This is a genomic window from Thioalkalivibrio sp. ALJ2 (assembly GCF_000378325.1).
Lineage (GTDB): Bacteria > Pseudomonadota > Gammaproteobacteria > Ectothiorhodospirales > Ectothiorhodospiraceae > Thioalkalivibrio.
The window spans coordinates 100,430-122,116 of the sequence record NZ_KB899557.1; the positions used below are offsets into that span (position 1 = coordinate 100,430).

A 21,687-nucleotide genomic window follows, 5' to 3' on the forward strand; every position below is an offset into this window, starting at 1 on the left:
AAACTCCACCTCCGTCATACGAGTGAAGCATGCAGAAAATCGCCATTATCGGAGCCGGACGCGTCGGCGAATCCACCGCCCAGTTCCTGGCTCGGCGCGATGTCGCCCGCGAGATCGCGTTGCTGGACGTGCGCGAGGGTGCGGCGGCCGGGGCGGCGCTGGACATCCAGGAGACCGCGCCCCTGCTGCGCTTCGATACGCGCCTGGTCGGTAGTCACGAACCCTCGGTGATCGCTGGCGCGGAACTGGTGATCGTCACGGCCGGGCTGCCGCGCAAGCCGGGCATGTCGCGCTCCGATGTCCTGGACAAGAACGTCGAGATCCTCGACCAGATCCTGCAGGACATCCTCGTCCATGCGCCGCAGAGCCGCATCCTGGTCGTGTCCAACCCGGTGGACGTGCTGACCTACCGCGCCTGGCAGAAGACCGGCTGGAGTCGCGACCGGATCTTCGGGCAGGCCGGGGTGCTGGATACCTCGCGCATGGAGGCCTTCATCGCCCTGGAGACGGGGCTGTCCACCCACGACATCCAGGCCCTGGTCCTGGGTGGTCATGGCGATGCGATGGTGCCGCTGTTGCGCTATTCCAGTGTCAACGGCGTGCCGCTGCACCACTTCATGGACCAGGCGACGCTCGACAACATCGTCGAGCGTACCCGCCACGGGGGTGCCGAGATCCTTGCCCTGAAACAGACCTCCAGCGCCTATGGCGCGCCCGCAGCGGCCATCGCCGAGATGGTCGAGGCGATCGCCGTGGATCGCCGGCGCGTGCTGCCGACCGTGGCCCTGCTGGAGGGTGAGTACGGGGAACGCGATGTGGCCATGGGCGTGCCCTGCATCCTTGGCCAGGGCGGCATGGAACGGGTGATCGAGCTGGAACTGGACGCGGATGAACGCGCGGCCTTCGACCAGTCCATCGCCGGGGTGCGCAAGGACCTTGAGCGCCTGCACTGAGTCGCGCCCGGGGCTGCCGTGCCCGACCCTGACGCTGGTCGACTCCAGCATCTTTGTCTTTCGTGCCTGGTTCGCGCGCGGGCTGGACCTGGATCCGCTCGGGCGGCCGGGCGGGGCCGTGCACGGGCTGGTGCATTCGCTCTGCCAGTGGCTGCCTGCCTGCGCCCCCGGTCCGATCGCCTTTTGTTTCGACGAGAGCCTGCGCCGGGGCTTTCGCCACCGGCTCGACCCCACCTACAAGGCCCACCGCCCGCCGGCGCCACCGGAGCTGCGCGAGCAGTTCGCGCGTATCCGGGAGCTGCTTGGTCAACTCGGCTTCCGGACCCTGGCCCATCCCGAGTACGAGGCCGACGACCTGATCGCCAGCCTGGCGCGTGTCGGCCGGGCCGCGGGCTGTCGCATCGAGGTCAAGAGCGCGGACAAGGACCTGACCCAGGTCATCCTCGGTGACCAGGACCGGATGCATGATCCGGAGCGCGGGACCGCGCTGGATCGCCGTGCGATCGAGAAGCGCTTTCGCATCCGTCCGGAACAGGTTGCGGACATGCTCGCCCTGGCGGGCGATGCCAGTGACAACGTCCCGGGTATCGAGGGCGTGGGCCCCAGGACCGCGGCGCGGATCCTGCGCCGCCTGGGCGATCTGGACACAGTGCTGGCCGAACCGCAGGCCGTGGCGCGTTGCAATATCCGCCGCGCTGATGTCGTGGCCGCGCGCATTGCCGAGCAGTCGGACCGGCTGCGCCTGTCGCGCCGCCTGACCGGGCTGGCGGACCGCATCCCCGACCTGCCGGGGCTCGACGCCCTGCAACCCACCGGGCCGAAACCCGATGCCGCGCGCTGGCTCGCGGAACTCGGGGTCGCGCGCGATTATCATGGTCGCCTGCTGGCGGCCGCCGGTGCCTGGCGGTCCACGACCCCGGAGATTGCATGAGGCCACGTTCTCTTCTCTACGCCATCCTTGCCGCGGGCCTGGTGTGGTTGCTGCTGGTCAGTGCGCCGGTACAGGCGCATCCGCATGCCTGGATTGATCTGGAGATCACGCTGGAGCGCGATGGCGAGGGGCGCATCACCCATATGCTGCATCGCTGGCGCTTCGACCCGACCTACGGGCAGTACCTCTACGAGGATGCCCTGGCGCATCAGGAGGGCGCGACCGAAGAGGAGAAGCTGCAGGCGCTCGCCCGCGAGATCCTCGGCAACCTCGAGGAATACGAGTGGTACAGCCATGTCGAGGCCGGCGGGCGCGCGGTGGACGTCGCTGCCGAGCCCGATCCGTCCATGCGCATGGAAGACGGGCTGCTGTTCTTCCGTTTCCGCCTGGCGCTGGACGAGCCAGTCGATGTGGGTTCCGAGACCCTGGCGTACAAGGTCTACGACCCGACCTATTTCATCGAGCTCCTGCACGAGGAGCCGGCCGGTACGCGCATCGTCGAGGCCGACGGGCTCGCGGCTGCGGGCTGCAGTGCAGAGCTGGAGCGCCCCCGCCCGGATCCCCAACTCGTCGCCAAGGCCATGATGCTCGATTACGGGGCCACGGTGGACTATGACCTGGGGCGCCATTTCGCCGAGCGCGTGACCGTGCGCTGCGATTGATGCACCGAATCGTTTTGTTCCACAAGCCCTGGGGCGTGCTGCCGCAGTTCACCGACCCGGAAGGGCGCCCCACGCTGGCGGATTACATCGACATCCCCGGGGTCTACCCGGCCGGGCGCCTGGACCGCGACAGCGAGGGGCTGATGGTGCTGACCGACGACGGGCGCCTGAATGCGCGGCTGACCCAGCCGCGCCACAAGACCAGCAAGACCTACTGGGTACAGGTGGAGGGAGAGCCCGATGACGCCGCCCTGGAGGCCCTGCGCACCGGGGTGGACCTGAAGGATGGGCGCACGCAGCCGGCGAAGGTCGAGCGCATGGCGCCGCCCGATCTGCCGGAGCGCGACCCGCCCGTACGCTTTCGCAAGTCCGTCCCGACGACCTGGCTCGCGCTGACGCTGCACGAGGGCCGCAACCGCCAGGTGCGGCGCATGACTGCCGCGGTGGGGCATCCGACCCTGCGACTGGTGCGCTACCGGGTGGCCTCCTGGACCCTGGATGGCCTGGAACGCGGGGCGTTTTCGGTGATCGAACGCGAGTGAAACCGGTCACAAGCGCCGCGCCGGGGCATCGCGGGATTGTCGCGGAATGCGGCCCGGCCGGTGCGAAATCACCACAAGACCATTGCGCCCGCCACAGGTCGTGCGGAATATGAACGGATCAGCCAAGCGAGAACGCAATCCAATGCGCCTGCCCAGGATATTCACCACGGGTCTGACCGGTCTGGTCATGGCCTTCGCCGCCGGGGCTCCGGCGGCTAACCCGGGCCCGACCGGGATGGTCTTCGAACGCAGCCTGTTCCTGCATGCCGAACGCGCCCTGAGTCGTGGCGACATGACGGCCTATCGCAATGCCCGCAGCACGCTCGAGGGCTATCCGCTGACGCCCTATCTGGATCATCGCGAGCTGGCTCGCGACCTGGGGCGTGCGGACCCCGATGCCGTGCGCGCCTTTATCGAAGAGCACGACGACACCCCGCTGGCCGGCCAGTTGCGCAGCAACTACCTTTCCTATCTGGCCCGCGAAGAGGCCTGGTCGCGGTATCTCGACTTCGCCGACGACGGGCGCGATCTCTCCGTCACGCAGGACTGCCAGCGGCGCAAGGCACTGATCGAGACCGGCAACACCTCCGCGGCGATCGAGGATATGGACTCCATCTGGCTGCACGGCCAGTCCCGTCCCAGTGCCTGTGATCCGGCGCTCAAGGCCTGGCGCGATGCCGGCGGGCTGACCGATGAGCTGGCCTGGGAGCGTTTCGCCCTGGCGATGCAGGCGCGCCAGACCGGGCTCGCGCGCTACCTGCGCCGCTACCTGGCCAGCGCCGATCGCGACTGGGCGGAGCGCTGGCTGGAGCTCGAGTCGCGTCCGGCACGGGTGGTCGAGGTCGACGTCCGCGCGGACGATCATCGTTCTGCCGAGGCGATGCTGGAACAGGCGTTCAAGCGCTGGATTCCGCAGGACCTGGATGCGGCACTGAAGGGCTGGGAGGAGCGCGGCGAGCGTCTGGGCTTCCCGGCCGAGACCGCCCGCGAGATTGAGCATGCGCTCGCGCTGCGCCTTGCCCTGCGTTTCCGCTCCGAGACGCTGGAGTTCATGGAGGGGCTGGACGCGGAGGTCTTCGACGACCAGCTGCGCCAGTGGCAGGTACGTGCCGCGCTCCATGATGGCGACTGGGAGACGGTCAAAAGCGCGATCCGCTCCATGAGCCGCGATGCCCGCGACGAGACCGCCTGGCAGTACTGGTATGCACGGGCGCTGGAGCAACTGGACGATGCCGACGAGGCACGTTTCTTCTACGAACGGGCGGCGCGGGAGCGCAACTTCCACGGGTTCCTGGCCGCCGATCGTCTGGGCCAGCCCTACCGCATCGGGCACCAGCCTCTGCAGCTGGCCAATGGTGCGCGCGAATCGATCATGGACCGCCCGTCCATGCAGCGCATGCGCGAGCTGGTGGCGCTGGACCGCTACGCCGAGGCACGCCGCGAGTGGACCCGTACCGTGGCCAACATGGAGCCGCCCGAGCTCGAGGCCGCGGCCGCCGAGTTCGCCGACTGGAACTGGTACGACCGCGCGATCTTCACCATTGCGCGGGCCCGCAATTGGGACGATATCGAGCTGCGCTTCCCGCTGGCCTTCGATTCCGTGATCGTCCCGGGCGCGGAGAAGCAGGGCATCGACCCGGCCTGGGCGATGGCGATTGCCCGCCAGGAGAGCGCCTTTCTGCATGACGTGCGCTCCGGGGCCGGTGCGTTGGGGGTGATGCAAATCATGCCGGCGACCGGGCGCTCGATTGCCTCCAGTGCCGGGGTCCGGGTCAACTCCGATTGGGACATCCTCGACCCGGCGACCAATGCGACGCTGGGCACCTACTACCTGCGGCGCAACCTGGACCGCTTTGGCGGGCACAGCCTGCTGTCCACGGCGGCCTACAACGCCGGGGCGCATCGCGTGCGCTCCTGGCTGCCGGACGATGGCGAGATGGACGCCGATATCTGGGCCGAGCTGATCCCGTTCTCGGAGACGCGCGATTACGTGCGCCGGGTGTATGCCTACCAGATCGTCTATGCGGTGCGTCTGGGGCAGGACCCGCCGTCGCTGTCGCAGCTGCTGTTCCCGGTGGCGCCGGAGTCCAAACTCGCGGCGAGCCGCGAGGATCACCTCCAGGCGCTGCGCAACATGCGCGAGGACCTCGCGCTCGGTCGCGCCTTCTGCGACGCGCCGGGCTACACCGAAAACGCCTGCTGACGGGCCGGGGCTGCTTCACGCGCTGAGGCTGGGCCTGTTTGGGCCTCTGGTGTTTACGGTGCCTTCGTCCGGCCGCCTGCCGTGCGCTCACTCGCGAGCGCGCCGCGAGGTACTTTCTTGCTTGCCCAAGAAAGTACCCAAAGAAGGGCACCCGGATTCCGCCCGGGGACCTTGCTCCAGGGCCCTCGGGCCGGCGGCGCTGAAACTCGCTGCGCCTTTGGCTTCGCTCAGACAGTCAGCGCCCCCGTTTCTATTTTGAATCGTCCGTCCCGAGGACCCTTCCGCAAGGGGCTTCATACGGGGGGAGAAGGTCAAGACAACGGCGATCCAGACGTTCGTGGCAATGGTTGAAGGCTAGGTGTTCCCACATCTAGGCACGCGCGGCCTGTGGCCCTGGCGTGCCGCGCCCGCGAGCGGGCGCCAACCCCCATGTAGGATGCGGATGAGCGCAGCGAATCGCATCAGGGTTGCGCCGACGCTGGGATGGTGCGTTTCGCTGCGCTCAACGCACCCTACGGCGTAAGGGATAGCCAGAAGCGCTGGAACACGACTGGTTTTGACCTACCCTCCCGATATGAGCCCCTTGTGGAGGGCGTGACAGGCCGGGAAAAGGCGCTGACTGTCTGAGCGCAGCGAGTTTCAGCGCCGCCGGCCTGGCGCGTCCGGAGCAAGGTTCCTGGGCGAATCCCGGGCGTGTTCCTTGGTTGCTTCTTTGCACGAGCAAAGAAGTAACTCGGGGCGCGCTCGCGAGTGAGCGCATGGCAGGCGGCCGGCCGAAGGCACCGTAAACACCGGATGCCGAACCAGGGCCAGCCTCAACAGGGCAGGAGGGTAGGGCGACGCTAGCGAATGATGTCCTCGCGCATTCGGCTGGCGATGCCCTCGGCCAGCTGCTGCCACTCGGCCGCTAGTGGCGCCTCCAGATGCTCCTCGGTGGTCGCCTTGAAGTGCCGCATCCAGATCGCCAGATCGGCCTCGGTCAGGTTCATCGGCGCATGCTTGCCGACCATGTCGATCGTGGGCGGCTGTTCCAGACGTCCGCCCAGGTTCATGTACCAGAAATCCGAGATGCGCCGGACATGGGACTCGAAGTCCTGAATGCGTTCGAAGTGGTGCCCGATCTCCGGGTCGCTGGACAGGCGGCGATAGAAGTCGTCGATGACCGCGCGGATGCGGTCGGCGCCGATCTTGTCGCACAGTGGCTCGAGTTTGCGAAAGGCCATGGGTGAGTCTCCTGACGAATCCCGCGGCAACCGTTAACCTGCATGTTGATCAGCAAGCTGGATACCGAGGATGAACCAATTGGATTCTGCGGGCCCTGACGCCATCACGGCGGCGGTGGCCCAGTGCATCACGGACCATACCGCAAGCGCGTTCGAGCCGACAGGAAGCCAGGCCTGTTCCGGGGGCTCGATCAACCAGGCCCAGCGCGTGACCGGGACCGATGGCCGGAGGTTTTTCGTGAAGCTCAACCGGGGCGCGATGGCCGAGGCGATGTTTGCCGCCGAGGCGCGCGGACTGGAGGAGCTGGCCCGCTGCGAGCGGGTGAAGATCCCCGCGGTGATCGGTACGGGCAAGGCGGGGGGTGCCTGCTTCATCGTGCTGGAGGAGCTGGACCTGGGTGGCCGGCGCGACGGGGTCGCGCTGGGGCACGGGGTGGCCGACATGCACATGAAGATGGCGGCGCGCTTCGGGCTGGATCACGACAATTACATTGGCTCGACGTCGCAGTCGAACCGCCAGCACGATGACTGGGTGTCGTTCTATCGCGACGAGCGCCTGGGTTTTCAGCGCGGCCTGGCGCGCGAGCGCGGGGCCGCGCATTCGCTGATCCAGGCGCTGGAGTCTCTGGAAGCGAGTCTGGGCGGGTTCTTCAGCGACTACCGCCCCGAGCCGTCGCTGTTGCACGGGGACCTGTGGAGCGGCAACTGGGGCTTCCAGTCCGATGGTACGGCCGTGCTGTTCGATCCGGCCGTTTACTACGGGGATCCGGAGGCGGACCTGGCCATGATGGAGCTGTTCGGTCATCCCGGGCAGGACTTCTTCAACGCCTACGAGGAGATCCGTCCGGTCGATGCCGGCTACCCGGTGCGCAAGACGCTCTACAACCTCTACCACATCCTGAACCACGACCACCTGTTTGGCGGGGGCTATGGTTCCCAGGCCGAGCGCATGATCCGTCAGCTGCTGGCGGAACTGAGATGAGCAGCGCGCGAGAGGTCGATCGAGCGGTGTCCGCCCGGCGCCGTAAGGATTCGGCCCCGTTGCGGGCTTGTCGCCCCGAGGCGGGGCGGCTAAGGTTCCGTCCATGACGGCCAACAACGACACAACCGCTGCGCGCGTGGGCGTGGTGATGGGCAGTACCTCCGACTGGGCGACGATGGAACGCGCGGTAGATGTGCTGGAGGAACTGGGCGTGCCCTACGAGGCGCGTGTGGTCTCCGCCCACCGTACCCCGGATCTCCTGTTCGAATATGCCGAGCAGGCCCGCGAACGAGGCCTGGCCGCGATCATTGCCGGGGCCGGGGGGGCTGCGCACCTGCCCGGGATGCTGGCCGCCAAGACCTCGGTGCCGGTACTTGGCGTACCGGTGGCTTCGCGCCATCTGAAGGGGCAGGACTCGCTACTGTCGATCGTGCAGATGCCGAAGGGGATCCCGGTCGCGACCTTCGCCATTGGCGAGGCCGGTGCGGCCAATGCCGCCTTGTTTGCCACCGCGATGCTCGCCAACTCCGACCCCGCCCTGTGCGAACGTCTGGACGCTTTCCGGCGTGCGCAGCGCGATACGGTGCTGAACCAGATCCTGCCGCCGGCCGCATCATGATCCTGCCTCCCGCCACACTGGGGCTGCTCGGCGGCGGGCAGCTCGGCCGCTACTTTGTGCGGGCCGCGCGCGAGATGGGTTATGCCGTGTGGGTGCTGGATCCCGACCCGCACAGCCCCGCCGGACAGGTCGCCACGCGACACCTTTGCCAGCCCTACGAGGATGCGGAGACGCTATCGGCACTGGCCGACCAGTGCGCGGTGATTACCTGCGAATTCGAGAATATCCCGCGCCCGGCACTGGAGTGGCTGGAGGCCAATGCCTGTCTGCGGCCCGGCCTTTGCGCGCTGGGCGTGGCCCAGGACCGGCTGGAGGAGAAGCGCTTTCTCGCCGAGATCGGGGTGGCGGTCGCGCCTTGGCGCCCGGTCACGGCCGGTGGCGATGGTGGCGAGGACACCACCGGCGCGCCATCCTTCCCGGCGATCCTGAAGACGGCCCGCCTGGGGTACGACGGCAAGGGGCAGCGCCCGATGGAGCACATGGGCGATCTCGCGGCCGCGCACGCGGAGCTCGGTGGCGTGGACTGCGTGCTCGAGGAGCGGGTGCAGCTGGAGCGCGAACTGTCGGTCGTGGTGGCGCGCACGGCGGACGGTCGCAGCGAGGCCTTCCCGGTATCCGAAAATATGCATCGAGGCGGCATCCTGCACCTGAGCCGGGTGCCGGCGCGTGTCGACGAGGAACTGTCCGGGCGCGCGGTGGCGATCGCGCAGTTGATCGCCGACCGCCTGGACTATTGCGGGGTGCTGGCGGTCGAGTTCTTTCTGACGATGAGTGGAGACCTGCTGGTCAACGAGATCGCCCCGCGCCCGCACAACACCGGTCATTACACGCTGGACGCCTGCACCGTCTCCCAGTTCGAGCAGCAGGTGCGCGCGATCTGCGGTCTGGGGCTCGCCCCGGCGCGCCTGACCACCCCGGTGGCGATGGTCAATCTGCTGGGGGGGCTGTGGCCCGCGGACGGAAGTCCGGACTGGTCCGACGTGCTGGAGGCCGGGCGTGCGCGCCTGCATCTGTATGGCAAGAGCGAGGCGCGGGCGGGGCGCAAGATGGGGCACCTGAGCGTGCTGGGCCTGCCTGGCGAGGACGATGCGATGGCCCCGGCGTCCACCGCCGAGGGGCTGTGGCAGGACCTGGCGCGGGCGGCGGGGGTGTCCGAGTGACCGAGGCGTTCCCGGATTCCCGTTCGCGCCGGGCGCGTCAGGCGGAGCTCAAGCGCGACCTCGAATTCGCCGATACCCTGGCGGGCGAGTCCCTGCGCTTTCGCACGACCTGGGGGCTTTTTTCGCCGCGCCGGATCGATGATGGCACGCGCATGCTGCTGGATCGCATCGATGTGCGTCCGAGTGATGACTGCCTGGACCTGGGCTGCGGCTATGGCCCGATCGGCCTGACCCTGGCGCGCAAGGCCCCGCAGGGCATGACGACGCTGGTGGACACCAATTTCCTGGCGGTCGAGTACAGCCGGCGCAACGCCGAGCTCAACGGCATTACCAACGTCGAGTGCGTAAACAGCAACGGTTTTGCCCAGATCTGTGACCGCCGTTTCGATCTCGTGGCCTCGAACCTGCCGGCCAAGGTGGGCCGGGAGATGCTCTACACCTATCTGCTGGATGCCCACGAGCAGATGAACCCCGGTGGTCGCATCTATGTCGTAACCATTACCGGGTTGCGGCGGTTTATCGAGAAGGGGTTCAAGGAAGTGTTCGGCAACTACGACAAGGTCAAGCAGGGCCGCGAGTACACCGTCGCGGCCGCCGAACGCGAGCCCGACTGACCATGGTCGAGGGGGCGGGCGAACTCCCGGTTGCGCTCCGCGTGCTGTCCGCCCTCCTGCTGGGGGCGGGGCTGCTGATCATGCTGCGACGCATGCCCTGGGAGGCCTTCTTTGTCCCCGGGCGCACGCAGCTCTTTGTGATCGCCACGCTGTGTCTGTTTCTGATCTGGGGTCTGCGTGCACAGACCTTGGAGGGCCTGGCGCTGCACTTTCTTGGCATGGCCACGATTACGCTGATGTTCGGCTGGCAGCTGGCGATCTTGATGGTATTTCTGGTGGTCGCGGGACTGGCCCTGCTGGGGGCGCTGCCGCTTGCGGCCTTTCCGCTGACAGTCCTGCTGGCGGGCGTGCTTCCGGTAGCTGTGACCTGGGGGCTGCTGCGGGCGACTGAGGCCTGGCTGCCCCGCCACATGTTCATCTACCTGTACGGGGTCGCGTTCCTCGGCGGGGCCCTGACGGTGGCGGCCACGGTGCTGACCTCGGCGGTGATCTACGGGCTGTTCACCGACCTGGCCTGGGGCGATATCTACCGCGATTACGTGCGCTATCTGGCCCTGCTCGTGCTGCCCGAGGCTGTCCTCAACGGCATGGTCGTCACCGGTCTGGTGATGGTGCGCCCGGAGTGGCTGGCGACCTGGTCTGACGAACGCTATGTGCACGGGCGCTGATCCGTTCAAACCTTCTTGTGGCCGCATTTCCCTACCGGTTTTTATGTTAATGAACCGTTCAGGGAAGCCCTGCTAACGTTCACTTCACGATGGGGCGCAACCCCGTTGGTGAGCTGCAAACGAGGAGACCACAACAATGAAAACCAAGCTGTTCGTTCTGGCCGGGATCGCAGGGAGTGTGCTGATGCTGTCCTCCGCCGCGCAGGCGGCCGACATCCAGGCTGGCCAGTCCAAGTACCAGTCCACCTGCCTGAGCTGCCATGGTGCACAGGGCAAGGGGCAGGCGATCTTCCCCGCGCTGGCCGGTCGTGACGCCGAATACGTGACCGACAAGCTCGAGCGCTACCGCGCCGGTGAAGAGGTCGGTTCCCATACCGGTCTGATGCGCCCGCATGCCCAGGCGCTGAGCGATGACGACATCGCCAACGTGGCCGCCTTCATCGAGTCCGAATTCAACTGATTCAGACAACCGCGAAGTGGCAAGCCGACGGGCCGGGGTTTCCCCGGCCCGTTTGCGTTGGAGGGCCTGTCGCATGCGCCGCCTTTTGCCTGCCATGGCGGCATCCGGTAAAGTTCCGCGGTTCCGAGAGCGTGGCCGATGGTCGGTCCCGCTATCCCAGAGATTTCTGCGAGGCTTCCCATGGCACAACCCGATTTCATTGCCCCGTCCATCCTCTCCGCCGACTTTGCCCGTCTGGGCGAGGAAGTCGACAACGTCCTGGCCTCCGGCGCGGACATCGTCCACTTCGACGTGATGGACAACCACTACGTGCCGAACCTGACCATCGGCCCGCTGGTCTGCGATGCCCTGCGCAAGCACGGCGTGACTGCGCCGATCGACGTGCACCTGATGGTCAAGCCGGTGGACCGCATCATCCCGGACTTCGCCCAGGCCGGCGCCAGCTACATCACCTTCCACCCGGAGGCCTCCGACCACATCGACCGCACCCTGCAGTTGATCCACGCCGAGGGCTGCAAGGCGGGTCTGGTGTTCAACCCGGCGACCCCGCTGTCCTACCTGGAATACGTGATGGACAAGGTCGACATGATCCTGCTGATGTCGGTGAACCCGGGCTTTGGCGGCCAGAAGTTCATCCCGGCCACCCTCGACAAGCTGCGCGCCGCGCGCAAGATGATCGACGAATCCGGGCGTGATATCCGCCTCGAGATCGACGGTGGTGTGAAGGCCGACAACATTCGCGAGATCAAGGCTGCGGGTGCGGATACCTTCGTCGCCGGCTCCGCGATCTTCGGCGCGTCCAGCGACTCCGACGCGAACCGCTACAACAGCATCATCCAGCAGATGCGCGACGAGATGGCCAAGGCCTGATTCGCCCGGAGACCAGGATGTCCCTGAAGCGCCCCCGCATGATCCTGATCGACCTGGACGGCACGCTGATCGACAGCGTGCCGGACCTCGCCTATAGCGTGGATGCCATGATGCGCGAGCTCGGCCTGCCCGAGCGCGGCGAGGCGGCCGTGCGCAACTGGGTCGGCAACGGCGTGGAAAGGCTGGTCAAGCGGGCGCTGCTCAATGCGCTCGACGGCGAGCCGGACCCGGAGACCTTCGAGCGGGCCCTGCCGGTGTTCATGCGCATCTACCAGGAGAACACCGCCGGGCGCTCGCCGCTGTACCCGGGGGTGCGCGAGGGGCTGGACCAGCTGAAGGCCGCCGGTTACCGCCTGGGCTGCGTGACCAACAAGGCCGAGCGCTTCACCGTGCCGCTGCTGCGCGAGAAGGGCATCCTCGATGACTTCGAGATCGTGGTCGCCGGTGATGCCCTGCCGCAGAAAAAGCCCGACCCGGCGCCGCTGTTGCACGCGGCGAACGAGCTGGGTGTCGACCCCTCCGAGTCGCTGATGGTCGGGGACTCGAAGAGCGACGTGAAGGCGGCGCGCGCGGCGGGCTTCCAGATCGTCTGCATGACCTACGGCTACAATCACGGCGACGACATCCGCGACGAAAATCCAGACGCCGTGCTGGATCGCCTGGACGAACTGCCGGGACTGCTGCCAGCCCGGGCGGCCTGACATGATCGCAATGGACCGGACAGCGGGGCGATGGCGAAACGGCGACTGATCTGCCGCGCCGTCTGCCCCTCTCTTGTCAGGAACCCTTGTGATGACCCCCGAACAGTTCGACGCCCTGGCCCGCGAGGGCTATAACCGCATCCCGCTGGTGCGCGAGGTCCTGGCGGATCTCGAGACCCCGCTGTCCATCTTCCTGAAGCTGGCCAACCGGCCGTATTCCTACCTGTTCGAGTCGGTACAGGGCGGGGAACGCTGGGGCCGCTATTCTTTTATCGGCCTGCCGGCGCGGACCCGGGTGCGGGTGCACGGTCACGACATCACGGTGGAGACCGACGGTGACCTGGTCGAGCAGACCACCGAGACCGATCCACTGGCCTGGATCGAGGCCTACCAGGCGCGCTTCAAGGTTGCCGAGCTGCCGGGCCTGCCGCGCTTCACCGGTGGCCTGGTCGGCTACTTCGGCTTCGAGACCGTGCGCCTGATCGAGCCGCGCCTGGAGGGCCCGGAAAAGCCCGATGCGCTGGGGCTGCCGGACATCCTGCTGATGGTCTCCGAGGAGGTCGTGGTCTACGACAACCTCTCCGGGCGGCTGTATCTCGTGGTGCATGCCGATACCTCTCGCCCCGACGGACAGGCCGTGGCGGCCGAACGCCTCGACGAGCTGGAGAGCCGGATCGGCGAGCCGCTGGTACCGCCGGAGGACCCGCCGCACCCGCACGCGGTGCCGGAGTATGTGCCGGGCTGGTCGGCCGAGGGCTTCCAGGCTGCCGTGGCGCGGGCGCAGGAATACATCATGGACGGCGACGTGATGCAGGTGGTGCTGGCGCAGCGCATGAGCGTGCCGTTCTCGGCGCCCCCGCTGAACCTCTACCGCGCGCTGCGGGCGCTGAACCCGTCGCCCTACATGTACTACCTGGACCTGGACGACCACCATGTGGTCGGGGCCTCGCCGGAGATCCTGGTGCGGCTGGAGGATGACCGCGTGACCGTGCGTCCGATCGCCGGTACCCGCCCGCGCGGGCGTACCGAGGAGGAGGACCGCGCGCTGGAGGTCGAGTTGCTGGCCGATCCGAAGGAACGCGCCGAGCACCTGATGCTGATCGACCTCGGGCGCAACGACGTTGGTCGGGTCTGCGAGATCGGCTCGGTGGAGGTGACCGACACCATGACCATCGAGCGCTACTCGCACGTGATGCATATCGTCTCCAATGTGGAGGGCCAGCTCGCCCCGGGGCACTCGCCGATGGACGTGCTGCGGGCGACCTTCCCGGCCGGTACGGTCTCCGGCGCGCCGAAGATCCGCGCGCTGGAGATCATCGACGAGCTGGAGCCGGTCAAGCGCGGGCCGTATTCCGGTGCGGTCGGTTACCTCTCCTGGTCCGGCAACATGGATACCGCGATCGCGATCCGCACGGCCGTACTGCATGACGGTGAGCTGCACATCCAGGCCGGGGCCGGCGTGGTGCACGACTCGGTGCCCGAGAACGAGTGGCAGGAAACCCTGAACAAGGGGCGCGCGGTCGTGCGCGCAGCCGAGCTGGCACTGGGCGGACTAGGGCCGCGCAAGCACCGTGGCTGAGGGCGTGATGACCGACGCAGAACGGGCAGCACGAACGCGGTTGTCGGACACGCCGGGCGCACTCGCGCTAGTCTGCGATCTGTACCGGTCCGGTGCGGCGGAGGGACTCCCGGCATGATCCTGATGATCGACAACTACGACTCGTTCACCTTCAATCTGGTCCAGTACCTGGGCGAGCTGGGGGCGGAGGTCGAGGTGCATCGCAACGACCAGATCACCCCCGACCAGGTCGCCGAGCTGGCGCCTGCCGGGATCATGATCTCGCCCGGCCCCTGCACCCCGAACGAGGCGGGTGTGTCCATGGAGGTGATCCGCCGCTTTGCCGGGCAGACTCCGATCCTCGGGGTCTGTCTCGGGCATCAGGCGATCGGTCAGGTGTTCGGCGGGCGCGTGGTGCGGGCCCGCGAGATCATGCACGGCAAGACCTCCCCGGTGCATCACACCGGGGTGGGGGTCTTTGCGGGCCTCGAGAATCCGCTGGAGGCCACGCGCTATCACTCCCTGGTCGTGGAGTCGGCCTCGCTGCCCGATTGCCTGGAGGTCACCGCCTGGACCGAGCGCGAGGATGGCACCCGCGACGAGATCATGGGTCTGCGCCACCGTGAACTGGACGTCGAGGGCGTGCAGTTCCACCCCGAATCCATCCTGACCCGGCAGGGGCACGAGCTCCTCGACAACTTCCTGCGCCGCCTGCCCCAGCCGGCGTGAGCGGAGGGAAGCACTGGTCAATGTACGCACCCGCGTTGGTGCCCCATGTTTTCCGAGACCAGGAGCATCGTGCAGCGGGTAGTGGTTCTACCGGCCCGTTTTTGATTGATTCGGGGCGCAACGCAGGATCGGGGAACATGGGGCTCCAACCCCACAAGCTATTCAATGCGGGGGCTCGGCCGCCCGTTGTTATCAAAAACGGGTGTGCGCACGGCGTTGCGGTTCCCTTGTGCAGAATGACTGCACGGCGGTCACCGCGCCTTGTTCGCACGCAAAAGCGACTCGAGCGCGGGCGCGTACATTGACCAGTGCTTCCCTAGAACGCCGCACCCGGCTGCGCTTCGCGCTGCTGGTCGCGCCCCTGGCGCTGCTGGCGCCGTTCTCGCTGGATACCTACCTGCCGTCGTTTCCGGCGATGGCCGCGGACCTGTCCGTCGACGGTGCGGCGATGCAGGCGACGCTGTCCTCCTATCTGGTCGCCTTTGCCCTGGCTACGCTGGTAGCCGGGCCGCTGTCGGATGCCTTTGGCCGGCGTCCGGTCGTGCTGTGGGCACTAGTGGCCTATGTCGCGACATCCGCGCTGCTGGTGGTGGCGGTGGAGTACTGGCAAGTGATCGGGTTGCGGATCGGCCAGGGCTTCGCGGCGGCGGCGGGGGTGGTGGTGAGCCGTGCCCTGGTGCGCGACCGTTTCGACCCCATCGATTCGCGGCGCGTATTCGCGATTGTGACGATCATGTTCGCGATGGGGCCTGCGATCGCGCCCATCCTGGGCGGCTATCTGCAGTCCGCGTTCGGGTGGCGGTCGGTGTTCGCGTTCCTGGTGCTCTACGGGGTCGTGCTGTTGCTGGCCGCGCGTCTCTGGCTGCCGGAGACCCTGCCCCCGGTCGGGCGCGTGTCCAGCCGGCCGCGGCTGGTGCTGGGGCGCTATGCGGGTACGTTGCGCAACGTGCAGTTCCTGCAGCCGGTGCTGGTGCATACCACCCTGTTCGGGGCCAAGTTCCTGTTCGTCGCGGCCTCGCCCGCGCTGATCTATGTCCATCTCGGCGGGGGCGAGCGCGATTTCTGGTGGCTGTTCGCGCCCATGGTGGTCGGGCTGATGCTGGGGGGCGTGGCCTCCGGCTGGAGTGCCGGGCGCGTGGCGCCCGAGGTCACGGTCCGCATCGGCTTGCTGCTCACCGGGATTTCGCTGGCGCTGGTGGGCTGGGCGGCGCTGGCCCCGGAACCCTCGGTGGCGGCGGTGACCCTGCCGTTTGCGCTGTACAGCTTTGCCCTGGCCCTCGGGATGCCCTCGCTGACCCTGCTGGCGCTGGACTGCTATCCGGGGGCGCGCGGTATGGCCTCGGCGATGCAGGCCTTTATTCAGCTTGGGTTTGCAGCCCTGCTCACGCTCTTCGTGGTCGACTGGCTGGATGACGTCCTGCTGCACCTGGTCGCCGGTGCGGCGGTCATCTGGCTCTTTGCTGCTTTTGTCTGGTTCGGCGGAGGATTAGGGAAACGCTGACCCCTATGCACACTCGCGCTCGAGTCGCTTTTGCGTGCGAACAAGGCGCGGTGACTGCCGTGCAGTCATTCTGCACAAGGGAACCGCAACGCTGTTCCCGCGCCCGTTGTGATCAAAAACGGGCGGCCGAGCCCCTTCGAGGCTGGCACCCCAGGTTCCCGGATCCTGCGTTGCGGCCCTTGCCGGTAAAACCACTACCGGCTGCGCACCGCGCCTAGTCTCGGAAAACCTGGGGTACCAACGCGAGTGTGCATAGGGGTCAGCGTTTCCTTGGTTCGTGCCGCGCGGGAGCGGGCGTTACACTAGCGCTCCCCATTCCCCGACAGGAGCAGCCCTGTGACCGTGCAGCAAGCCATAGCGGCCCTGATCGAACGTCAGAACCTGGACGAGGCGGCCATGACCGCCGTGATGCAGTTAGTGATGACCGGAGAGGCCACCGACGCCCAGATTGGCGGGCTGCTGGTGGCCCTGCGCATGAAGGGCGAGACCATCGAGGAGATCCGCGCGGCGGCCGGTGTAATGCGCGAGCTGGCGACCCGCGTGGATGTCCCGCGCACCGGGCTGGTCGATACCTGCGGCACCGGCGGCGATGCCTCCGGCACCTTCAATATCTCCACCGCCTCGGCGTTGGTCGCGGCGGCCGGTGGCGTGCGGGTGGCCAAGCACGGCAACCGCTCGGTGTCGTCGAAGTCCGGCTCCGCGGACGTGCTGGAGCACCTGGGGATCCATCTCGGGCTGGCGCCGGAGGCGGTCGGGTCCTGCATCGAAGAGGTCGGCGTTGGCTTCCTGTTTGCTCCGGCCCATCATGGCGCGATGAAACACGCGATCGGCCCGCGCAAGGAGCTGGGCGTGCGCACTCTGTTCAATGTGCTGGGCCCGCTGACCAACCCTGCCGGGGCGCCGAATCAGGTGCTGGGCGTGTTCTCCGATGCCTGGGTGCGGCCGCTGGCCGAGGCCCTGAAGGGACTGGGCAGCGAGCATGTGCTGGTGGTGCACGCCGAGGACGGGCTGGACGAGATCAGCATCGGTGCCCCGACGCGTGTGGCCGAGCTGAAGGATGGCGCGATCGAGGAGTACACCGTCGTGCCCGAGGATTTCGGGCTGGCACGGAGCGGGCTGGACGCGATCCGGGTCGGCAGCGTGGAGGCCTCGGCCGCGATGCTGCGCGGGGTGCTGGAGGGGCAGGCCGGCGCGGCCCGCGATATCGTCCTGCTGAACGCTGGGGCCGCGATCTACGCCGGGGGTGGCGCCGAGTCGCTGGCCGCGGGCGTTGGCCGTGCGGCCGAGGCGATCGATTCGGGTGCCGCCCGCGAGCGCCTGGAGCGGCTGCAGGCGACCAGTGCACGATTGACCAATCAAGGAGCAGGAAGCTGATGACTGACGTCCCGGACATCCTCAAGCGGATCCTCGAGCGCAAGCGCGAGGAACTGAAGGAACGCGAGGCCTTCTGGCCGTTGCGCGAGCTGCGTGGCTGGATGGGGTCGGCCCCGGAGCCGCGCGGGTTCCGGGCGGCGTTACAGCGCGATATCGATGCCGGCCGCGCGGCCGTGATCGCGGAGATCAAGAAAGCCAGCCCTAGCCAGGGGCAGATCAGCCCGAACTTCAACCCCGAGGTCTTTGCCCGCAGCTACGAGGAACACGGGGCCACCTGCCTGTCGGTGCTGACCGACGTGGACTTCTTCAAGGGGCGTGACGGGGATCTGCGGGATGCGCGCGTGGCCTGCCAGCTGCCGATCCTGCGCAAGGATTTCGTGATCGACCTCTACCAGGTTTACGAGGCGCGGGTGCTGGGGGCGGACTGCGTGCTGCTGATCGCCGCCGCGCTGGATGACACCGCGCTGCACGAACTGTACTTCCTGACCCGCGAGCTGGGCATGGATGCCCTGGTCGAGGTGCACGATGCCGAGGAGCTCGAGCGCGCGAAGAAGATCGGGGCGGATCTGATCGGCATCAACAACCGCGACCTGCGCACCTTCGAGACGCGCCTGGAGACCACGCTGGAGCTGAAGGACCAGGTGCCGGACTCGGCGCTACTGGTCACCGAGAGCGGCATCCATACCCGTGAGGATGTGGCGCGCATGCAGGAGTCGGGGGTGAATGCCTTCCTGGTAGGCGAAGCCTTCATGCGGACCGAGGATCCGGGCCAGGCGCTGGGCCGGCTGTTCCGCGGCGAAGACTAGTACCACGGCAACAAGTCGCCCGGGGTTTGCTTGCTTGCGGGCGCGGCGCCCGCCCGTATTGGCTGCGGGCAGGTTTTCGCCAGGGTGCCGCTCAGCGGGTGCCGAACACCACGATGGTCTTGCCGTGGGCGGTGATCAGCCCGCGTTCCTCCAGGTCCTTCAGGACACGCCCGGCCATCTCGCGAGAGCAGCCGACGATGCGCGCGATCTCCTGGCGGGTGATGCGCAGCTGCATGCCGTCCGGGTGGGTCATGGCGTCGGGCTGGCGTGCCAGATCCAGCAGGGTGTGGGCAATGCGGCCGGTGACATCGACAAAGGCCAGGTCCATCACCTTGCGCGAGGTCTGGCGCAGGCGGGTGGCGATCTGGCTGGTCAGCAGCATCAGGATCTCCGGGTCGCGCTGCGCGATCTCGCGGAACTGGGTGTAGGGGATCTCGGCGGTCTCGGTATCCTCGCGGGTGACGACCGTCGCCGAACGCGGGTCATCCTCGAACATGCCGAGTTCGCCGAAGAACTCGCCCTTGTTCAGGTAGGCCAGGACGAGCTCGTGGCCGTTGTTCTCGCCCAACACGGAAACGGAACCGCTGACGACGTAGTACAACGTATCCGGTACCGTGCCGGAGTGAATGATCGTCGTGCGCTTGCGGTAGTGCCGGCGATGGCAGTAACCGAGGAAGCGCTCCAGTGCCGGCGACGGCTGCGCCGGGCGGTAGACGAACGGATTATTCATAGTCATGGCATCCATGGCTTTTAACGTCTCGCTTGTTGAGGACGGTTTTCAGTGTAATTCAGCCCTCCGTGAGCGGGACCCGGGTGTCGGGATCGAGTCACAAAATCCAACGACCAGCATTTGATTTTGTGTCTTGCATCTCAAAGTTCATGCATTTTTTGTTGAGTATAGGCCACACAGGGCCTTCCAAACGGGCCGAAGTTGTGGGCAAAAGGAGACGCGCATGCAGGTCAGGGTGAAGTGGCTGGAACAGGTGGCGTTTGTCGGCGAGACCGGCAGCGGCCACGCGATCGTGATGGACGGCCCCCCGGATGCCGGTGGTCGGAACCTGGGCGCCCGCCCGATGGAGATGCTGCTGCTGGGGCTGGGTGGATGCACCAGTTTCGATGTCGTGGCGATGCTCAAGAAGGGACGCCAGGAGGTCCTCGACTGCGAGGTCACAGTGGACGGTACGCGGGCCGAGACGGTGCCCAAGGTGTTCACCGACATCCACGTGCACTTTCGGGTCTACGGCCATGGCCTGTCCGAGAAGCAGGTGGGGCGCGCGGTGGAGTTGTCCGCGGAGAAGTACTGCTCGGCCTCGCTGATGCTGGGGGCGGCGGCCCGGGTTACCCACGACTTCGAAATCCTCGAGGGCCCCGCGCCCCGCTGAGACACCCGCGCAGTCGGCGGGAATTTTCCCCAAAGGGCGTAGCGTGTTTCCCTGACGCCCCGGGACGTCTACAATCCGCCGTTCCCTGCGCACCGGGCAAGAGGAAACGCCATGCCCCGTCACAAGAAGCAGATCAAGCTCCACGGGTTCAACAACCTGACCAAGAGCCTGAGCTTCAATATCTACGATATCTGCTACGCCTCCGGCGAACGCCATCGTGACGAGTACATTGCGTACATCGACGAGGCCTACAACGCCCAGCGTCTGACGCAGATCCTGACGGACGTGGCCCACCTGATCGGGGCCAACATCCTGGATATCTCGCGCCAGGACTACGACCCGCAGGGCGCCTCGGTGACGATGCTGATCTCCGAGGAGCCGGTGGCGACCGAGATGATCGGCTACACCGAAGGCCCGGGCCCGCTGCCGGAAACGGTGGTCGGTCACCTCGACAAGAGTCATATCACGGTCCATACCTATCCGGAGGCGCACCCGGAGGGCGGGATCGCAACCTTCCGCGCGGATATCGATGTTTCCACCTGTGGTCGCATCTCCCCGCTACGCGCGCTGAACTACCTGATCCACAGCTTCGAGTCGGACATCGTGATCATGGACTACCGCGTGCGCGGCTTTACCCGCGACGTGCGTGGCAAGAAGCACTTCATCGATCACAAGATCAACTCCATCCAGGACTTCCTCTCGCGCGACACCAAGGAGAAGTACCAGATGGTGGACGTGAACGTGTACCAGGAGTACCTGTTCCACACCAAGATGGTGCTCAAGGATTTCGATCTCGACAGCTACCTGTTCGGCCTGGGCAAGGATGACTACTCGGCGAAAGAGGCCAAGCGCATCGCCAAGTTGCTCAAGCACGAGATGATGGAGATCTTCTACGGCAAGAACATGAGCCGCCCCGCCTGATACGCGATACCGCGTTCCTTGACCGGCGCGGCAGCATCGCCTGGAGACACCCGCGGCGGGCGCTCCATCTGGCACACTGTTGGGACCTGTCCGCGAACCGGAGGTCCCATGTCCAGTCGTGCGCCCGCGATCGACGCCCGCCCGGCGATGTTTCGCAATCACCCGTTCGGTTTCATCTTCAGTGTCCTGCTGATCGCGGCCTTTGGTCTGGGGCTGTTGATCCTGCTGTGGTGGTATCTGCAGACGCGCTCGGTGCGTCTGCGCATCGATGCCGATCAGGTGCACCTGGAGGAGGGCCTGCTCAGCAAGTCCCATGTGGACCTGGACATTGGCCAGATCCGCACCGTGAAGGTCGATCAGAGCTTCTGGAACCGGATCTTCCGGGTCGGCGAGATTGCGGTGTACACCACCGGCGACAACCCGGAGTTCCGTGTGAGCGGTATCCCCGATCCGCACCGCGTGCGTGACTACGTGCGCGATCGTCGCGAGGCGGCCGCGTGAGTTCCGGCGATCGCCGCGACAGCCGCCTGGCCCTGCGCATACTGCTGGGGACCTCGGCGCTGGCCGCGTTGCTGGTGGCGTTGATCGTGCTGGGCGCGGCCGTCACCCTGCCCGGGCTGTCCGAGTGGGTCGCGATCACGTTCGACGATGGCATTGGGCTGCAGATGGCGGCCCTGGTCGCCGCGATCGTCTCGGTGCTGGTCATGCTGGTGTTCGCGCTGGCCGCTGGTGAGGGGCTGATCGGCGAGTTGCAGTTCATGATCCCCGGCTTTTTCTTGTTCTTTGTCTTTTTCTGGCTGCTGCTGGCCTGGATTTTCTGAACCGACC

The 21,687-nt window shown here is 66.9% G+C and carries 24 protein-coding genes; 22 read left to right on the top strand and 2 right to left on the bottom strand.

Going from position 1 to position 21,687, the window contains the following annotated elements; translation table 11 throughout:
* Positions 1–29 precede the first annotated feature (29 nt).
* From mdh to F468_RS0109570, 5 genes are all read left to right on the top strand, one after another.
* Positions 30–953 (top strand): malate dehydrogenase, encoded by a 924-nt coding sequence (mdh, locus tag F468_RS0109550; RefSeq protein ID WP_018138114.1) that lies wholly within the window; start codon positions 30–32, stop codon positions 951–953.
* The gene (locus F468_RS0109555; RefSeq protein ID WP_018995039.1) at positions 937–1,884 is read left to right on the top strand and encodes a 5'-3' exonuclease H3TH domain-containing protein; all 948 of its coding nucleotides are present in this window, start codon (positions 937–939) and stop codon (positions 1,882–1,884) included. The genes mdh and F468_RS0109555 overlap by 17 nt, the downstream gene beginning before the upstream one ends.
* Entirely contained in the window at positions 1,881–2,546 is a 666-nt protein-coding gene (locus tag F468_RS0109560; RefSeq protein ID WP_018138112.1) for a DUF1007 family protein, read from the top strand. The genes F468_RS0109555 and F468_RS0109560 overlap by 4 nt, the downstream gene beginning before the upstream one ends.
* Positions 2,546–3,088, top strand: coding sequence for a pseudouridine synthase (locus tag F468_RS0109565; protein ID WP_038038511.1), 543 nt, complete (start codon positions 2,546–2,548; stop codon positions 3,086–3,088). Before F468_RS0109560 ends, F468_RS0109565 begins: the two co-directional genes overlap by 1 nt.
* A gap of 142 nt (positions 3,089–3,230) precedes the next feature.
* On the top strand, positions 3,231–5,291 hold the full coding sequence (locus F468_RS0109570; RefSeq protein WP_018995040.1) for a transglycosylase SLT domain-containing protein: 2,061 nt from the start codon (positions 3,231–3,233) through the stop codon (positions 5,289–5,291).
* An 842-nt stretch (positions 5,292–6,133) separates the two neighbouring features.
* On the opposite strand, the gene F468_RS0109575 is transcribed toward F468_RS0109570, so the two are convergent.
* The gene (locus F468_RS0109575) at positions 6,134–6,514 is read right to left on the bottom strand and encodes a group III truncated hemoglobin (RefSeq protein WP_018137880.1); all 381 of its coding nucleotides are present in this window, start codon (positions 6,512–6,514) and stop codon (positions 6,134–6,136) included.
* A 70-nt stretch (positions 6,515–6,584) separates the two neighbouring features.
* On the opposite strand from F468_RS0109575, the gene F468_RS0109580 reads away from it, so the two are divergent.
* The 13 genes from F468_RS0109580 to trpC all read left to right on the top strand — a co-directional run bounded on the left by F468_RS0109580 (position 6,585) and on the right by trpC (position 18,556).
* Complete coding sequence (locus F468_RS0109580; protein ID WP_018995041.1) at positions 6,585–7,496, top strand: fructosamine kinase family protein; 912 nt, start codon at positions 6,585–6,587, stop codon at positions 7,494–7,496.
* 103 nt (positions 7,497–7,599) lie between these two features.
* A complete protein-coding gene (purE, locus tag F468_RS0109585; protein WP_018137882.1) occupies positions 7,600–8,115 on the top strand; it encodes a 5-(carboxyamino)imidazole ribonucleotide mutase in 516 nt (171 codons plus the stop codon).
* Positions 8,112–9,275, top strand: a complete 1,164-nt coding sequence (locus F468_RS0109590) for a 5-(carboxyamino)imidazole ribonucleotide synthase (RefSeq protein WP_018995042.1) — start codon at positions 8,112–8,114, stop codon at positions 9,273–9,275. The genes purE and F468_RS0109590 overlap by 4 nt, the downstream gene beginning before the upstream one ends.
* Positions 9,272–9,889 (top strand): class I SAM-dependent methyltransferase, encoded by a 618-nt coding sequence (locus tag F468_RS0109595; protein WP_018995043.1) that lies wholly within the window; start codon positions 9,272–9,274, stop codon positions 9,887–9,889. The genes F468_RS0109590 and F468_RS0109595 overlap by 4 nt, the downstream gene beginning before the upstream one ends.
* Positions 9,890–9,891: 2 nt before the next feature.
* On the top strand, positions 9,892–10,557 hold the full coding sequence (locus tag F468_RS0109600; protein ID WP_018137885.1) for an energy-coupling factor ABC transporter permease: 666 nt from the start codon (positions 9,892–9,894) through the stop codon (positions 10,555–10,557).
* 136 nt (positions 10,558–10,693) lie between these two features.
* The gene (locus F468_RS0109605; protein ID WP_018137886.1) at positions 10,694–11,017 is read left to right on the top strand and encodes a c-type cytochrome; all 324 of its coding nucleotides are present in this window, start codon (positions 10,694–10,696) and stop codon (positions 11,015–11,017) included.
* Positions 11,018–11,197: 180 nt separating this feature from the next.
* The gene (gene rpe / locus F468_RS0109610) at positions 11,198–11,887 is read left to right on the top strand and encodes a ribulose-phosphate 3-epimerase (RefSeq protein ID WP_018137887.1); all 690 of its coding nucleotides are present in this window, start codon (positions 11,198–11,200) and stop codon (positions 11,885–11,887) included.
* A 17-nt stretch (positions 11,888–11,904) separates the two neighbouring features.
* Positions 11,905–12,588: a phosphoglycolate phosphatase gene (locus F468_RS0109615; RefSeq protein ID WP_018137888.1), complete on the top strand. Its 684-nt coding sequence runs from the start codon at positions 11,905–11,907 to the stop codon at positions 12,586–12,588.
* Between the two features lie 91 nt (positions 12,589–12,679).
* A complete protein-coding gene (trpE, locus tag F468_RS0109620; protein WP_018174922.1) occupies positions 12,680–14,167 on the top strand; it encodes an anthranilate synthase component I in 1,488 nt (495 codons plus the stop codon).
* A 114-nt stretch (positions 14,168–14,281) separates the two neighbouring features.
* Positions 14,282–14,875: an aminodeoxychorismate/anthranilate synthase component II gene (locus tag F468_RS0109625; RefSeq protein WP_018174921.1), complete on the top strand. Its 594-nt coding sequence runs from the start codon at positions 14,282–14,284 to the stop codon at positions 14,873–14,875.
* Positions 14,876–15,176: 301 nt separating this feature from the next.
* Positions 15,177–16,376, top strand: coding sequence for a multidrug effflux MFS transporter (locus tag F468_RS0109630; RefSeq protein WP_018993233.1), 1,200 nt, complete (start codon positions 15,177–15,179; stop codon positions 16,374–16,376).
* A gap of 336 nt (positions 16,377–16,712) precedes the next feature.
* Entirely contained in the window at positions 16,713–17,750 is a 1,038-nt protein-coding gene (gene trpD / locus F468_RS0109635) for an anthranilate phosphoribosyltransferase (RefSeq protein ID WP_018995044.1), read from the top strand.
* Positions 17,750–18,556, top strand: a complete 807-nt coding sequence (gene trpC, locus F468_RS0109640) for an indole-3-glycerol phosphate synthase TrpC (protein ID WP_018137893.1) — start codon at positions 17,750–17,752, stop codon at positions 18,554–18,556. Before trpD ends, trpC begins: the two co-directional genes overlap by 1 nt.
* A gap of 91 nt (positions 18,557–18,647) precedes the next feature.
* On the opposite strand, the gene crp is transcribed toward trpC, so the two are convergent.
* Positions 18,648–19,286: a cAMP-activated global transcriptional regulator CRP gene (crp, locus tag F468_RS0109645; protein ID WP_018137894.1), complete on the bottom strand. Its 639-nt coding sequence runs from the start codon at positions 19,284–19,286 to the stop codon at positions 18,648–18,650.
* Positions 19,287–19,509: 223 nt separating this feature from the next.
* Between crp and F468_RS0109650 the strand changes: the two genes are divergently transcribed.
* The 4 genes from F468_RS0109650 (at position 19,510) to F468_RS0109665 (ending at position 21,680) form a co-directional block, all read left to right on the top strand.
* Entirely contained in the window at positions 19,510–19,938 is a 429-nt protein-coding gene (locus F468_RS0109650; RefSeq protein ID WP_018137895.1) for an OsmC family protein, read from the top strand.
* Between the two features lie 111 nt (positions 19,939–20,049).
* A complete protein-coding gene (gene speD, locus F468_RS0109655) occupies positions 20,050–20,859 on the top strand; it encodes an adenosylmethionine decarboxylase (RefSeq protein WP_012983717.1) in 810 nt (269 codons plus the stop codon).
* A gap of 108 nt (positions 20,860–20,967) precedes the next feature.
* Positions 20,968–21,360 (top strand): PH domain-containing protein, encoded by a 393-nt coding sequence (locus F468_RS0109660; RefSeq protein ID WP_018137896.1) that lies wholly within the window; start codon positions 20,968–20,970, stop codon positions 21,358–21,360.
* On the top strand, positions 21,357–21,680 hold the full coding sequence (locus F468_RS0109665; RefSeq protein WP_018137897.1) for a hypothetical protein: 324 nt from the start codon (positions 21,357–21,359) through the stop codon (positions 21,678–21,680). Before F468_RS0109660 ends, F468_RS0109665 begins: the two co-directional genes overlap by 4 nt.
* The last annotated feature ends 7 nt before the right edge of the window (positions 21,681–21,687 follow it).

Bases quoted from the DNA above. Each gene is read 5' to 3' on its own strand.
- F468_RS0109660 (WP_018137896.1), top strand. From the start codon at position 20,968: ATGTCCAGTCGTGCGCCCGCGATCGACGCCCGCCCGGCGATGTTTCGC.
- F468_RS0109575 (WP_018137880.1), bottom strand. From the start codon at position 6,514: ATGGCCTTTCGCAAACTCGAGCCACTGTGCGACAAGATCGGCGCCGAC.
- F468_RS0109650 (WP_018137895.1), top strand. From the start codon at position 19,510: ATGCAGGTCAGGGTGAAGTGGCTGGAACAGGTGGCGTTTGTCGGCGAG.
- F468_RS0109605 (WP_018137886.1), top strand. From the start codon at position 10,694: ATGAAAACCAAGCTGTTCGTTCTGGCCGGGATCGCAGGGAGTGTGCTG.
- trpE (WP_018174922.1), top strand. From the start codon at position 12,680: ATGACCCCCGAACAGTTCGACGCCCTGGCCCGCGAGGGCTATAACCGC.
- mdh (WP_018138114.1), top strand. From the start codon at position 30: ATGCAGAAAATCGCCATTATCGGAGCCGGACGCGTCGGCGAATCCACC.
- F468_RS0109625 (WP_018174921.1), top strand. From the start codon at position 14,282: ATGATCCTGATGATCGACAACTACGACTCGTTCACCTTCAATCTGGTC.
- trpC (WP_018137893.1), top strand. From the start codon at position 17,750: ATGACTGACGTCCCGGACATCCTCAAGCGGATCCTCGAGCGCAAGCGC.
- F468_RS0109580 (WP_018995041.1), top strand. From the start codon at position 6,585: ATGAACCAATTGGATTCTGCGGGCCCTGACGCCATCACGGCGGCGGTG.
- F468_RS0109565 (WP_038038511.1), top strand. From the start codon at position 2,546: ATGCACCGAATCGTTTTGTTCCACAAGCCCTGGGGCGTGCTGCCGCAG.
- F468_RS0109615 (WP_018137888.1), top strand. From the start codon at position 11,905: ATGTCCCTGAAGCGCCCCCGCATGATCCTGATCGACCTGGACGGCACG.
- purE (WP_018137882.1), top strand. From the start codon at position 7,600: ATGACGGCCAACAACGACACAACCGCTGCGCGCGTGGGCGTGGTGATG.
- speD (WP_012983717.1), top strand. From the start codon at position 20,050: ATGCCCCGTCACAAGAAGCAGATCAAGCTCCACGGGTTCAACAACCTG.
- F468_RS0109590 (WP_018995042.1), top strand. From the start codon at position 8,112: ATGATCCTGCCTCCCGCCACACTGGGGCTGCTCGGCGGCGGGCAGCTC.
- F468_RS0109560 (WP_018138112.1), top strand. From the start codon at position 1,881: ATGAGGCCACGTTCTCTTCTCTACGCCATCCTTGCCGCGGGCCTGGTG.
- crp (WP_018137894.1), bottom strand. From the start codon at position 19,286: ATGAATAATCCGTTCGTCTACCGCCCGGCGCAGCCGTCGCCGGCACTG.
- rpe (WP_018137887.1), top strand. From the start codon at position 11,198: ATGGCACAACCCGATTTCATTGCCCCGTCCATCCTCTCCGCCGACTTT.
- F468_RS0109600 (WP_018137885.1), top strand. From the start codon at position 9,892: ATGGTCGAGGGGGCGGGCGAACTCCCGGTTGCGCTCCGCGTGCTGTCC.
- F468_RS0109570 (WP_018995040.1), top strand. From the start codon at position 3,231: ATGCGCCTGCCCAGGATATTCACCACGGGTCTGACCGGTCTGGTCATG.